We start from the raw sequence: 13,401 nt of genomic DNA on the forward strand, positions 1-13,401 counted from the left end.
TAAGAGCTAATTAGGTGTTATTTAATTCTGAATTTTTAAAGGAATGGTTATGAATACAGGTTCATCGTCAACGTTGCGAGGAGAAAATGCGAAAATGCAATTGCTTCTCACTGCTGCTGATGTATATGGAGAACAAGGGCTTGATGGCGCTACTACACGCAAGATCGCACAGGCATCAGGGCAAAATATTGCCGCAATTTCTTATTATTTTGGCTCAAAAGAAGGTCTTTACTTAGCGGTAGCTCAGCTTATCGCAAAAACTATTCGGGACGATTTCCATGATGTTTTTCAAGCAATTGACAACTTTCTAAATCAACCTTTGTCAGTACAAGTAACTGATGATGCGCTTGATTTACTACAAAAAACAGTCATTGCCTATAATCATTTTCAGTTGGAAAAGAAAAATTTAAGTTTTTCTCGGATATTAGCACGTGAACAACTCAACCCGACCGAAGCCTATACGGTAATCCATGAACAGGCTTTAGGCCCAATACATTCGCGCCTAAACCGCTTGATTGCGATTTACATTGGTGCTGACCCCAATCATTTAACAACGCTAATCCACACACACGCAATCCTTGGCGAAACACTTTCATTTCGAATTGCTCGAGAAACTTTGTTACGCCAAACGGGTTGGAAACATATCAATGAAAATGAATTTAAAATTATTAATCAAGTTCTTATTGAACATACAAATATATTATTAGCAGGCTTACGCCATCGCAAACAATATGAAAAGTGATATGATAAAATAATTAAAGTGATTCATTCACATTGATAATAACTAGAGGCTGGTGATTTTATTGCAGCTGGTGCCACATTTCTTCATTAAAAACAGCGGCCTCTAACAACAAATTTTGTTTTCATATCGTTGATTCTTTAAGTAAGGTTAGCTATGAGCAATAAAAACCGTTCTGTTGTTGTTTTCATTATTCTCATATTAATCGGTGCTGCAATTGGTGGTTATTACTACTATCAATCACAGCAAGACAAAATATTAACACTCTACGGCAATGTTGATGTCCGAACGGTTAATCTTGGTTTTCGAGTGTCAGGTAAACTCAAATCCCTAAGCGTCGATGAAGGTGCAAAAATTATTGCAGGCGAGCAACTTGGTCTACTGGATGATGCCCCCTACATTAACGCGTTAAATAAAGCCAAAGGGGTACGTGACAGCGCCAAAGCCCAACTTGCTTTAAAAGAAAGTGGTTACCGTACTCAAGAGGTTGCACAAGTTGAAGCTGAAGTGGCTCAAAAACAAGCGGCTTGGCAATATGCCGATAACTTCTATAAACGTCAGCAAGGGCTTGCTGCCTCCCGCGTTATTTCAGCTAATGATTTAGATAACGCGAAGAACAATCGAAACCAAGCATTTGCAGCCCTTCAAGCGGCACAAGATAAACTGAATCAATACCAAAGCGGCTTTCGTCAAGAAGAGATAGCTGCCGCTCAAGGCGAATGGTTACAAGCCGAAGCGGCTGTCGCTCAAGCTGAACTCGACTTACAAGACACCGTCTTAACTGCACCTTCCTCTGGGACTATTTTAACCCGAGCAATCGAACCTGGCACAATCATCGGTGCAGGTAATACCGTATTTAGCGTCACTTTAACAAATCCTGTTTGGGTCAGAGCCTATGTTAGCGAACCGCACCTCGGTGATGCCATCCCCGGTAGAGAAGTCTTGCTGTATACGGATAGCCGCCCAAATCAGCCTTACCATGGTACCATTGGGTTTGTTTCCCCTACCGCCGAATTTACCCCTAAAAGCGTACAAACACCGGATTTACGAACCGATTTAGTCTATCGACTACGTATCGTCGTCAATGATGCAGATGATGCTTTACGCCAAGGTATGCCTGTAACTATTCAATTTACTGATAATAAACAGTAAGAGTTTGCTATGAGTGATGATTACAGTATCCGCCTATCCAATGTCGAGAAAACATTTGTTGGCTTGGATACTCCAGCCGTTGAAAGCTTAACAATCGATATTCATAGGGGCTCTGTAACAGGCCTTGTCGGCCCTGATGGTGCAGGAAAAACAACTTTAATGCGCATGATTGCAGGGCTATTAAAACCAGATGCAGGGAAAATTAGCGTGATGGGGCTCGACCCTATCGACGACAGCATTGCTATGCGAGCTGGCCTTGGCTATATGCCCCAAAAATTTGGTTTATATGAAGACCTGACCGTACAAGAAAATTTAAATTTGTACGCAGATTTGCGTGGCGTACTCGGCGAAGAGCGCCAAAAAACCTATCAGCAACTGCTTTCATTCACCAGCCTAGCCCCTTTTACCAATAGGCTAGCCGGTAAATTATCGGGGGGGATGAAGCAAAAACTCGGGTTAGCCTGTACATTATTAGGAAAACCCAAGGTTCTTTTACTCGACGAACCCGGTGTTGGTGTTGACCCCATAGCTCGACGCGAACTATGGCAAATGGTTCATACTCTTGCCGATGATGGAATGCTCATTCTTTGGAGTACTTCCTATTTAGATGAAGCTCAGCAATGTAAAAATGTGCTGCTATTAAATAAAGGCAAACAGCTTTATGCAGGCAAGCCCGAGTTATTAACTGAAAAAATGGCGGGACGCTCGTTTTTACTTGATGTACCAGCCACACAAAAACGTACTGTATTACAAAACGCACTCGTATTACCAGAAACTACCGATGGTGTAATCCAAGGCCGCTATATTCGCTTAATTTTGAAGCCTAATGCATCACAGACAAATTTATTAACTGCATTAAATATGGCAGATGGAAAACTCATTGAAGCACAGCCACGTTTTGAAGATGCGTTTATTGACTTATTAGGCGGGGGCCCATCTCATCGTTCGGAATTAGCCGCTATCGTACCGCAAATTCCACCTAATCCTGAAGAAACCGTCATAGAAGCGCGTAATTTAACCAAAAAATTTGGCCAATTTGCGGCAACTGATACCGTAAATTTCCAAGTTAAACGAGGAGAAATTTTTGGTTTATTGGGGCCAAATGGTGCGGGAAAATCGACAACTTTTAAAATGATGTGTGCGTTAATGAAGCCAACAGATGGGCAAGCACTCGTTCTTGGAATGGATTTAAAAACGAGTTCAAACAAAGTCAGGCAGCACCTTGGCTATATGGCACAAAAGTTCTCGCTGTACGGTAACCTAAAAGTGGGGCAAAACCTGAAATTCTTTTCGGGTGTTTATGGTTTACATCATCAACAACAAACCAAAAAAATCCAAGAAATGGTTGAGGCCTTTAATTTCAAACCGATTATCAATCAGGTGACTGAATCCCTCCCTCTGGGGTATAAGCAGCGTTTAGCCCTCGCCTGCTCATTAATGCATGAGCCTGATATCTTATTTTTAGATGAGCCAACCTCAGGTGTTGACCCACTAACTCGTAGAGAATTTTGGTTACATATCAATGGAATGGTTGATAAAGGTGTTACCGTTATGGTCACGACTCACTTTATGGATGAGGCAGAGTATTGTGACCGTATCGGGCTGGTTTACCATGGAAAAATTATTGCGGCAGGAACCCCTGATGAACTGAAACAGCAAGTCGCAAGTGCTGAAAACCCTGACCCATCCATGGAAGATGCATTCATCGAGCTAATCATGAATTATGATAAGCAACAGGAGGCACTATGACTCACACCGCTTCTCATTTTTCATGGCGTAGGCTTAAAGCACTATGCTGGAAAGAAAGTAAACAAATTGTGCGGGATCCTAGCAGCGCTCTTATAGCTGTGCTTATTCCATTGATGTTACTATTTATTTTTGGTTATGGTATCAATTTAGACTCAAGTAAATTACGTGTCGGTATTTTACTTGAGCAACAAAGTTCGCAAGCTCGTGAATTGGTTGATACCTTCACTGGTTCGCCATTTATCGATGCGACTATTAGTAATAACCGCCATTTATTAATCGATAAAATGCAAGCGGGTGAAATTCGCGGCATTATCGTCATTCCTGTAAATTTTTCAGCCCAATTGCTGCAAAAACAAGGTCATGCCGCAATTCAAGTCATTACTGATGGCAGCGAACCGAATACGGCTAACTTTGTGCAAGCTTATACTCAAGGTGTGTGGCAAACGTGGCTGGTGCAGCAAGGGGAAAATAAAGGCTACCCAACAGACCCACTAATTGAACTTAATATGCGCTATTGGTTTAATGAAGCGGCAATTAGTCAGCATTTTATTATTCCAGGAGCAATTAGCATCATTATTACCGTAGTTGGTGCTATTTTGACCTCTTTAGTTATTGCAAGAGAATGGGAACGTGGCACGATGGAAGCATTGCTTTCAACCCAAATCACTAAAACTGAGTTATTACTTTCAAAATTATTGCCTTACCAAGTGCTTGGTACTTTTGTGATGGTATTATGCATGTTTGTCACCACTTTTGTCTTAGGAGTACCTTATCGCGGCTCTCTATTAGTATTATTTGTCATTACCAGCCTTTATTTGGCAACGGCATTAGGGATGGGGTTATTGATTTCAACAATTACTCGTAACCAATTTAATGCAGCGATGGTTGCACTGAATGCCGCCTTCTTACCTGCTATTATGTTATCTGGCTTTATTTTTGAAATTGATAGTATGCCAGCCATTATTCAAGCTGTGACTTATTTTATCCCTGCCCGGTACTTTGTCAGCAGTTTACAAACTCTCTTTCTTGCAGGTGATATCTATATTGTTTTATTGATAGATTTCCTGCTACTCATCGCTTCTGCAATACTATTTATTGGACTGACGGCGCTAAAAACTCGCCGTCGTTTGGATTGAGGTGAAGTTATGTTTTATCGCCTATACACCTTAATTATGAAAGAGCTTCAATCATTACTTCAAGAACCACAAACACGGGCTATTTTGATTTTACCCGTGATATTTCAGATGATTTTATTTCCTCTGGCTGCCACTCTTGAGGTCACTAACACCACCATTGCAATTTTTGACCAAGACAGTGGTGAACATTCTATCGAGTTGACTCAACGTCTCGCCAAAGCCAGTGCGTTTTCTCAAGTTTTATTATTGAAGAATGAACATGAAATTCGTGAAACGCTTGATAACCGTAAGGCTCTGCTGGTTGTCCGTTTTGGGCAAAACTTTAGTGCTGATATTGCAAGCCACCATAACGCTAATATGCTGTTACTCCTTGATGGACGTAATTCAAATAGTGCGCAAATTGCAGCAAATTATGTTGCACAAATTGTCACTCAATACCAACATGAGCTAACGCAATCACAGACTCTGCCGAACAACAGTGAATTAATCGTTCGTAATTGGTACAACCCCAATTTAGATTATAAATGGTTTATTGTGCCTTCATTAGTAGCTTTAATAACTACGATCGGGGTACTGATTGTGACATCTCTTTCTATCGCAAGGGAAAGAGAACAAGGCACCCTGGACCAATTGCTCGTTTCTCCCCTTACCACTTGGCAAATATTTATTGGTAAGGCGGTACCTGCATTGATAGTAGCGACTGCACAGGCAAGTTTAGTCCTAGTTATTGGGATCTTTTGCTATCAAATTCCTTTTGCTGGCTCCCTACTCCTCTTTTATGCCACAATGTTATTCTATGGGTTGTCCTTGGTGGGGTTTGGTTTACTTATTTCAGCACTGTGTTCAACTCAGCAACAAGCGTTCATTGGAGTATTTGTATTTATGATGCCAGCAGTGCTGCTATCAGGTTATATTTCCCCAGTCGAAAACATGCCAATTTGGCTGCAACAAATCACTTGGATTAACCCAATTCGTCATTTCACTGAAATCACCAAACAGATATACCTAAAAAATGCTGATTTTTCAGTTATCTTCCATAGTTTATGGCCATTATTCATCATTGCGATAATCACCAGTTCAGTGGCCTATTACTTATTTAGGAAGAAGATAGCGTGATCAAAAGAAATAATATTACACTTTGAAAATACAATTAAAAGCATTGGAACTATCATTAACGCCTTGAATCACAAACAAGTTAATAATATTCAAATCATATTTTACGATAGTATTTAGATCAAAAAACCCTTGTTACCAAAGTAACAAGGGTTTTCAATTTTAACGACTTCTATCCCCTCATTTCACTGAGTAATGAGGAAAGCCACTCAAATTAGCGACGGTCACCAAAGATACGCAGCAACATTAAGAACAGGTTAATGAAGTCTAAATACAGAGATAACGCACCCATAATAGAGTATTTACGCATTGTTTCTCTGTCGTCTTCATCAATTTGTGAACCCATTTCTTTCAGTTTTTGAGTGTCATAAGCAGTTAAAGCAGCAAACAGTAAAACACCACCGTAAGTGATCACCCAATACATCATGGTGCTTTGCAGCCAGATGTTAACCAAAGAAGCGACAACAATACCAATCAGCGCCATAAACAGGAAGTTACCCATACCTGTTAAGCTACGTTTAGTGGTATAGCCGTAGAAACTTAATGCACCAAACATTACCGCAGTAATGACAAATGTGCCCGCAACGGACTCACCAGTATATGCGGCAAGAATAACTGAAATCGTTAAGCCGGTGAGCAATGAATAGAGCATAAACATGCCCGTTGCTGCCATGCCACTAATTTTTTGCAGCAGGAATGAAATGCCCATCACTAAACCAAGTTCAGCAATAATCATTCCAAAAAAGAGAATCTTATTGGTTGCAATGGTGTAGTACAAACCACTGCTTACAGAATACCATGCCACAAAAGCTGTCAGCAGTAGACCGACTGTCATCCAGCCGTATACTTGCGACATAAATGCCTGAACGCCAGTATTGGCACCCTGGACAAGAGAATCATTACGTTGATCAAACTGACCCATGATGGTTACCCTTTCGCTAAAAGAAAAATCGACCCAGTAAAAATACTGCAATCGGAGAAATTAACCAAAGTCTAACACATTCTTTTGACAATACCATTCAGCAAATTCGTATTTTTTAGCGGAAAAAATGCGATTACCAGCGGTTTGCAGACGCCTCGTCGGTTTCTTTCGCTTCCACCCAACGTTCATTTTCAGGTAAGGTTTCTTTTTTCCAAAATGGGGCTTTCGTTTTTAAGTAATCCATAATAAATTCAGCCGCTTGAAATGCTGCATTACGATGAGCACTCGTGACCCCAACAAAAACAATTTCTTCGCCGGGTTGTAAGGTGCCAATGCGGTGGATCACACTAACTCTCTGCAATGGCCAACGCTCTTTTGCTTCTATGACTATATTCGCTAACGCTTTTTCAGTCATTCCTGGGTAGTGTTCGAGTGTTAATGCCGCAACGCTGTCACCTAAATTATGATTACGCACTTTCCCCGTAAAAATCACCACTGCGCCATCACTATCACACTGTGCAAGCCATTGATATTGCTCACCAACACTAAAATTTTCAGTTTGTACTGCAATATGGGTGTTTTCCATATTACCCCCCAGTGACAGGTGGGAAAAATGCCACTTCGTCCCCTTCTGAGAGAGGGTGGTCTAGTGAAACAAATGATTGATTAACAGCGGCAAGTAATTTGCCATCTTCAAGTGCCAACGCCCAACGATCCCCTTTTTGTGAAAGTGCTTGGCGCAAGTCTTCCACTTTTTGGTATGAGTCTGTAAGTTCTAAACGTTCCGTTCCAACTAGCTCACGTACCTGAGCAAAAAATAATACTGTGATCATTATTCCACCTTAAAATGTCCAGATTTGCCGCCTGTTTTCTCTAATAAACGAACAGGGCCAATCACCATATCTTTTTGCACGGCTTTACACATGTCATAAATCGTTAACGCAGCAACGGATGCGGCTGTTAACGCTTCCATTTCTACCCCTGTTTTCCCTGTTAACCGGCAACAAGTTTCAATACGGACGCGGTTATGTTCAGGTTCCGCTTTCAAGGTCACTTCAACTTTGGTTAACAACAATGGGTGGCATAATGGGATAAGCTGCCAAGTGTTTTTTGCCGCTTGAATACCCGCAATACGTGCCGTGGCGAACACATCCCCTTTATGATGGCTACCATCGACAATCATCGTTAAGGTTGCTGGGTTCATGGTGACATAAGCTTCTGCGCGAGCTTCACGGACAGTTTCAGCTTTGGCTGAAACATCAACCATATGCGCCTCGCCCGACGCATTGAGGTGAGTCAGTTGGGACATATTTTCTCCTGAAATAAAAAAGAGTTAACCGCCGATTACGGATAAATTTGGTGTAATTCCGCTATCGCCCATATGCAGAAAATGGGTTTCTCGTTTATGGTGTAAGCCCCGTTGAATACGCGCTTTTAACGCTTCGTTTTGGTCATCTGCGCCCAATAAATCACGAAGTGGAATACCATTTTCACCAAATAAACATAAATGGAGATTTCCTAGTGAGGAAACACGTAAGCGGTTACAGCTTTGGCAAAAATCTTTTTCGTAAGGCATGATAAGCCCAATTTCGCCTTGGTAATCTGGATGACTAAAGACTTGAGCTGGCCCATCACTACGAGAACGAGGAAGCATATACCAGCCTTCTTCAATTAAACGTTCGCGAATAGTTTCGCCTGAAATATGAAAGCGTTGGAAGATATCACTTCCATCACCGGTTTCCATGAGTTCAATAAAACGTAATTGAATTGGTCGGTGCTTGATCCAATTTAGGAATGACTTCAACGCAATATCATTGACATTTTTCATGAGCACTGCATTGACTTTTACTTTTTCGAAGCCTGCTTCAAAGGCGGCATCAATGCCTTTCATCACCTGAAAGAATTTATCTTGCCCTGTGATGGCCGCAAATTGGCGTGGATCTAAGCTGTCAACGCTCACATTGATCGCGTTCAACCCTGCGGCTTTCCATTCATGCACATCTCGCGCCATACGGTAGCCGTTGGTTGTTACGGCTATTTTTTTGATTGATTCATTTTCATTGATGGCAGCAATAATATCACTGAAATCTTTGCGCATAGTCGGCTCACCGCCCGTAATACGCACTTTTTCTGTGCCTAATTCTGCAAATGCCGTACTGATACGACGAATTTCATCTAATGTTAAGAATTCATGGCGACCGCTTGGCTTGTAGCCATCGGGTAGGCAGTATGTGCAACGAAAGTTGCAAACATCTGTTATAGAAAGCCGAAGATAATAAAATTTCCGGTCAAATTGATCGACAAGTTGCTGCATAATCACACCTTTCCAAGTACGGGAGATGCAGACATTTCTATCTTGCACCCTGGTGGCTCTAGGCCACGGCCAGTGCATCATATTCAGTCGTTCAAACTTAGACGCAAAGGCTAGGAGTTTTATCTGGAACCGAGTCACTGATTTTAAACTGCAAAATGCGTCACTCTGTTCACTTAATTTATGTAAGGATTCTAGCCGATAGAAATTGAAAAAGCGAATTGCAATTCGATATATATCATTATATACAACGACTTACAAAAGACATAGTTGAATCACCGAAGCTATTATTATCAATGACAATTTTCCATTTTGAGTGGTTTCAAACCGTATAATTTCATACTAATTGATTAACATCTCTAACTATTTAATTAAACATTTATTGATATAGATCTAAAATGGGGAGCAAGCTCCCCATCTGATTGTTTACGTTATAAATATCAGCACTTAACGCTTATCAAAACCGATATTTCAAATTGAATAATTGGCATATCAATTAAAAATAAATAGTGAAGCACAGAATTCATTAATCAAAACGCTAAATAATTTGCGTTGTTAGTTGTGATTAGGCGACAGATGAAGATACCTTGGAATTACACACCAATACAGAATCGTCTCTTTTATTGTTTTTTGTCACGGTACTTAAGCCAAGAATGATGTTTTATGATAGATTAACGCCCAATTTATTTTAGTCGCCATAAAACGGGCATTAGCGTAAAAAACGTATTTCGTAACTCGCTGGTTTACTTGCTTTTATAAGTACTGAAAATTAACTGATATAGGAACACTATGCCGAATTGTAGTCTGGCGGATCTCAAACATGTTGTCGCTTTAGGTGGCGGCCATGGGCTTGGTCGCGTGATGTCTTCACTTTCTTCTTTAGGTTCTCGTTTAACGGGTATTGTCACCACAACCGATAATGGGGGCTCGACTGGTCGTATTCGTCGCTCTGAAGGTGGGATAGCTTGGGGAGACATGCGTAACTGTTTAAATCAGCTAATTACTGAGCCGTCCATTGCTTCAGCGATGTTTGAATACCGTTTTAGCGGAAATGGTGAGCTTTCAGGCCATAATTTAGGTAATTTAATGTTAAAATCATTAGATCACTTAAGTGTGCGACCACTAGAAGCCATAAATCTTATCCGTAATATGCTAAAAGTCGATGCGCAGTTGATCCCGATGTCGGAATCTCCTGTTGATTTAATGGCTGTCGATGAAATGGGTAATGAAGTGTACGGTGAGGTGAATGTTGATGCCTTACATGAAATCCCACAAGAGTTACGTTTGTATCCAACAGTCAAGGCAACTAAAGAAGCCTTGCAGGCTATCCACCAAGCAGACTTAATTATTATCGGCCCTGGCAGTTTTTTTACTAGTTTAATGCCATTATTACTTTTGGATGAAATTGCGGCTGCACTACGCGAATGTAAAGCCCCGATGATTTATATTGGCAATTTAGCGAAAGAAATTAGCTCCCCTGCTGCAAACCTGTCTTTACCTGACAAACTAAAAATGATGGAACAGTATATTGGCTGCCAAAAAATTGATGCGTTAATCCTTGGCCCACGCACACAAACCAATAATATCAGCCCTGACCGCAAAATAATCCAACGGGTACTCGAAGCTGACGATATTCCGTATCGCCATGATAGAAAGCTGTTACTGCAAGCCATCGAAGAAACCATCAACTTGTTATAATCCCCAACCGCCATTCCGCTGCTAAAGACCCGCAGCGGAAAACCTTCCCTAAAATTAGCCCTTTGTTTCCCGTATTTCCACAAAATCTATTTTCAAAATACTTTGCGTTGTGGGTAGGCGGCAAGTGAAGGCAGCTCGGGGAGCATACATAAAGTATGTGACCCGAGTGACTGAACGAAGCCAACACCCCCACAACGCGAAGTATGAAGAAAATAAAGGCAGCTCGGGGAGCATACATAAATATGTGACCCGAGTGACTAAACGCAGCCAACACCTCCACAGCGTGAAGTATGAAGAAAATAAAGGCAGCTCGGGGAGCATACATAAATATGTGACCCGAGTGACTGAACGAAGCCAACACCCCCACAACGCGAAGTATGAAGAAAATGATGAAAATTAGGAATTAGCGATAAACTGGGAGCGTATCTCCTGCAATTCGTCTCTGACTCGCGCAGCCGCTTCAAATTCAAGATCTTGAGCATGCTTATACATTTGCGCTTCAAGTTGCGAAATCCGTTGCTCCAATTCTTTTGTTGACATTGATTGAATATCAACCGAATTATTATTTTTGGTATTGTCTTTCGTGCGGCTTTTTCCTTTGCCACCCACTTTGTGGCCAATTTGCAGAATATCACCGATTTTCTTATTCAACCCTTGTGGAACGATGCCATGTTCTTCGTTGAACGCCATTTGTTTAGCACGGCGACGCTCTGTTTCTGCAATCGCTTTTTGCATGGAGTTGGTGATCCTGTCTCCATAGAGGATTGCCTTACCATTTAAGTTACGAGCCGCACGCCCTATGGTTTGAATAAGCGAACGTTCCGAACGCAAGAAACCTTCTTTATCCGCGTCTAAAATAGCCACCAGAGATACCTCTGGCATATCCAAGCCTTCTCTTAATAAGTTGATCCCAACCAGCACATCAAACTCACCAAGCCGCAAGTCGCGAATAATTTCCACGCGCTCGACTGTATCGATATCTGAGTGAAGATAACGAACTCGCTCCCCGTGTTCTTCGAGATATTCCGTTAAATCCTCGGCCATACGTTTAGTTAATGTGGTGACTAACACACGTTCATTTTTCTGCACACGTATACGAATTTCAGACAGTAAATCATCTACTTGGGTAGAAACTGGGCGAACTTCAATTATCGGGTCAAGTAGGCCTGTAGGCCTAACAACTTGCTCAATCACCTCATTGCCTGATTTATCAAGCTCATAGTTACCCGGTGTTGCTGAAACATAAATAGTTTGCGGCGCTAAAGCTTCGAATTCTTCAAAACGCATTGGCCGGTTATCTAATGCAGAAGGAAGACGAAAACCATATTCAACTAAGGTCTCTTTTCTTGAGCGGTCCCCTTTGTACATCGCGCCTATTTGTGGGATGGTAACGTGAGACTCATCTACCACTAGCAAGCCATCTGCAGGCAAGTAATCGAATAATGTCGGAGGTGGTTCACCGGGCGCACGACCCGATAAGTAGCGCGAATAGTTTTCGATACCTGAACAATAACCGAGCTCATTCATCATTTCTAAGTCGAATTGTGTTCGTTGGGTAATACGCTGTTCTTCAAGTAGTTTATTGTTTTCCAGTAATACTTTTCGCCTATCCGCTAATTCAATCTTAATTTGTTCCATTGCTTCAAGGATACGTTCTCTCGGTGTGACATAGTGCGTTTTTGGATAAACGGTAAAGCGAGGAACACGATGTTGTATTTGACCTGTCAATGGGTCAAATAATGATAACCGTTCAACTTCGTCATCAAATAGCTCAACGCGTAAGGCATATTCGTCTGATTCCGCTGGGAAAATATCGATAACTTCGCCGCGAACACGGAAAGTCCCTCGCGTGAAGGCTTGGTCATTACGCGTATATTGTAAGTCCGCTAAACGCCTTAAAATTGAGCGCTGGTCGATGATCATGCCATCCGTTAGGTGCAACATCATTTTTAAATAGCTGTCAGGGTCACCCAAACCATAAATAGCTGACACAGAAGCCACCACAATTACATCGCGGCGTTCGAGTAAGGCCTTAGTCGCAGATAGACGCATTTGCTCAATATGTTCGTTTACAGAGGCGTCTTTTTCAATGAAAGTATCTGAGCTTGGGACGTAAGCTTCAGGCTGATAATAGTCATAGTAAGAAACGAAATATTCCACGGCGTTATCTGGGAAGAAGGCTTTCATTTCACTATAAAGCTGTGCCGCTAAGGTTTTATTATGCGCCATTAGCATGGTGGGCCGGTTCTCTTGCGCAATGACGTTGGCAATAGTGAACGTTTTACCGGACCCCGTTACGCCTAATAGAGTTTGATGAGCAAGTCCATCTTGTAGCCCTTCCCTTAATTTATGGATAGCTTCGGGTTGGTCCCCTCCCGGCTGAAAATCAGAATACAGCTTAAAATCCTTACTCATATTAACGCCCCTTAACAAGTTTCTTCCAATATGATACTGGATAAAAAACCAGCTTCAAGTATTGAAGCTAAATTTTCTGTTAATCTCCGCTCTGATATGTTTATAAAAATGTTATCCCCAAAAAAGTACTTGACCTTTTTGAAACTTTATATTTTATGCTATTGCA

Annotated in this window: 12 protein-coding genes and 1 riboswitch; of the genes, 6 read left to right on the top strand and 6 right to left on the bottom strand. The window is 41.5% G+C overall.

All coding sequences use genetic code 11. The annotated features are described in order from the left end of the window. Window positions 1-43: 43 nt before the first annotated feature. From cecR to FVA72_RS15675, 5 genes are all read left to right on the top strand, one after another. Window positions 44-742, top strand: coding sequence for a transcriptional regulator CecR (cecR, locus tag FVA72_RS15655; RefSeq protein WP_004256610.1), 699 nt, complete (start codon window positions 44-46; stop codon window positions 740-742). A 153-nt stretch (window positions 743-895) separates the two neighbouring features. Then, window positions 896-1,891, top strand: a complete 996-nt coding sequence (gene hlyD, locus FVA72_RS15660; protein WP_110591364.1) for a secretion protein HlyD — start codon at window positions 896-898, stop codon at window positions 1,889-1,891. A 9-nt stretch (window positions 1,892-1,900) separates the two neighbouring features. Then, entirely contained in the window at window positions 1,901-3,640 is a 1,740-nt protein-coding gene (locus tag FVA72_RS15665) for an ATP-binding cassette domain-containing protein (protein WP_110591363.1), read from the top strand. Further along, window positions 3,637-4,776, top strand: a complete 1,140-nt coding sequence (locus FVA72_RS15670; protein ID WP_004256657.1) for an ABC transporter permease — start codon at window positions 3,637-3,639, stop codon at window positions 4,774-4,776. The genes FVA72_RS15665 and FVA72_RS15670 overlap by 4 nt, the downstream gene beginning before the upstream one ends. Before the next feature lie 9 nt (window positions 4,777-4,785). Continuing rightward, window positions 4,786-5,892 (top strand): ABC transporter permease, encoded by a 1,107-nt coding sequence (locus FVA72_RS15675; RefSeq protein WP_094962425.1) that lies wholly within the window; start codon window positions 4,786-4,788, stop codon window positions 5,890-5,892. A 211-nt stretch (window positions 5,893-6,103) separates the two neighbouring features. Here the strand turns inward: FVA72_RS15675 and FVA72_RS15680 are convergent, their stop codons facing one another. The 5 genes from FVA72_RS15680 to moaA form a co-directional block, all read right to left on the bottom strand. Continuing rightward, complete coding sequence (locus FVA72_RS15680; RefSeq protein WP_004256664.1) at window positions 6,104-6,811, bottom strand: Bax inhibitor-1/YccA family protein; 708 nt, start codon at window positions 6,809-6,811, stop codon at window positions 6,104-6,106. A gap of 133 nt (window positions 6,812-6,944) precedes the next feature. After that, window positions 6,945-7,397, bottom strand: coding sequence for a molybdopterin synthase catalytic subunit MoaE (gene moaE / locus FVA72_RS15685; protein ID WP_110591362.1), 453 nt, complete (start codon window positions 7,395-7,397; stop codon window positions 6,945-6,947). Between the two features lies 1 nt (window position 7,398). After that, the gene (gene moaD / locus FVA72_RS15690) at window positions 7,399-7,644 is read right to left on the bottom strand and encodes a molybdopterin synthase sulfur carrier subunit (protein ID WP_004256672.1); all 246 of its coding nucleotides are present in this window, start codon (window positions 7,642-7,644) and stop codon (window positions 7,399-7,401) included. Then, window positions 7,644-8,120, bottom strand: coding sequence for a cyclic pyranopterin monophosphate synthase MoaC (moaC, locus tag FVA72_RS15695; RefSeq protein WP_094962424.1), 477 nt, complete (start codon window positions 8,118-8,120; stop codon window positions 7,644-7,646). Before moaC ends, moaD begins: the two co-directional genes overlap by 1 nt. A gap of 24 nt (window positions 8,121-8,144) precedes the next feature. Further along, entirely contained in the window at window positions 8,145-9,125 is a 981-nt protein-coding gene (moaA, locus tag FVA72_RS15700) for a GTP 3',8-cyclase MoaA (protein WP_094962423.1), read from the bottom strand. Beyond that, window positions 9,115-9,254, bottom strand: a riboswitch (molybdenum cofactor riboswitch). It overlaps the preceding gene by 11 nt. Before the next feature lie 657 nt (window positions 9,255-9,911). Between moaA and FVA72_RS15705 the strand changes: the two genes are divergently transcribed. After that, window positions 9,912-10,820 (top strand): gluconeogenesis factor YvcK family protein, encoded by a 909-nt coding sequence (locus FVA72_RS15705; protein WP_094962422.1) that lies wholly within the window; start codon window positions 9,912-9,914, stop codon window positions 10,818-10,820. Between the two features lie 396 nt (window positions 10,821-11,216). Here FVA72_RS15705 and uvrB read toward each other — a convergent pair whose 3' ends face one another. Then, window positions 11,217-13,235, bottom strand: coding sequence for an excinuclease ABC subunit UvrB (gene uvrB / locus FVA72_RS15710; RefSeq protein WP_110591360.1), 2,019 nt, complete (start codon window positions 13,233-13,235; stop codon window positions 11,217-11,219). Between the last annotated feature and the right edge of the window lie 166 nt (window positions 13,236-13,401).

It is taken from the genome of Providencia sp. PROV061 (assembly GCF_011045655.1).
Taxonomy (GTDB): domain Bacteria; phylum Pseudomonadota; class Gammaproteobacteria; order Enterobacterales; family Enterobacteriaceae; genus Providencia; species Providencia hangzhouensis.

Coding starts and splice junctions, on each gene's coding strand:
- cecR (WP_004256610.1), top strand. CDS start 44: ATGGTTATGAATACAGGTTCATCGTCAACGTTGCGAGGAGAAAATGCG.
- hlyD (WP_110591364.1), top strand. CDS start 896: ATGAGCAATAAAAACCGTTCTGTTGTTGTTTTCATTATTCTCATATTA.
- FVA72_RS15665 (WP_110591363.1), top strand. CDS start 1,901: ATGAGTGATGATTACAGTATCCGCCTATCCAATGTCGAGAAAACATTT.
- FVA72_RS15670 (WP_004256657.1), top strand. CDS start 3,637: ATGACTCACACCGCTTCTCATTTTTCATGGCGTAGGCTTAAAGCACTA.
- FVA72_RS15675 (WP_094962425.1), top strand. CDS start 4,786: ATGTTTTATCGCCTATACACCTTAATTATGAAAGAGCTTCAATCATTA.
- FVA72_RS15680 (WP_004256664.1), bottom strand. CDS start 6,811: ATGGGTCAGTTTGATCAACGTAATGATTCTCTTGTCCAGGGTGCCAAT.
- moaE (WP_110591362.1), bottom strand. CDS start 7,397: ATGGAAAACACCCATATTGCAGTACAAACTGAAAATTTTAGTGTTGGT.
- moaD (WP_004256672.1), bottom strand. CDS start 7,644: ATGATCACAGTATTATTTTTTGCTCAGGTACGTGAGCTAGTTGGAACG.
- moaC (WP_094962424.1), bottom strand. CDS start 8,120: ATGTCCCAACTGACTCACCTCAATGCGTCGGGCGAGGCGCATATGGTT.
- moaA (WP_094962423.1), bottom strand. CDS start 9,125: ATGCAGCAACTTGTCGATCAATTTGACCGGAAATTTTATTATCTTCGG.
- FVA72_RS15705 (WP_094962422.1), top strand. CDS start 9,912: ATGCCGAATTGTAGTCTGGCGGATCTCAAACATGTTGTCGCTTTAGGT.
- uvrB (WP_110591360.1), bottom strand. CDS start 13,235: ATGAGTAAGGATTTTAAGCTGTATTCTGATTTTCAGCCGGGAGGGGAC.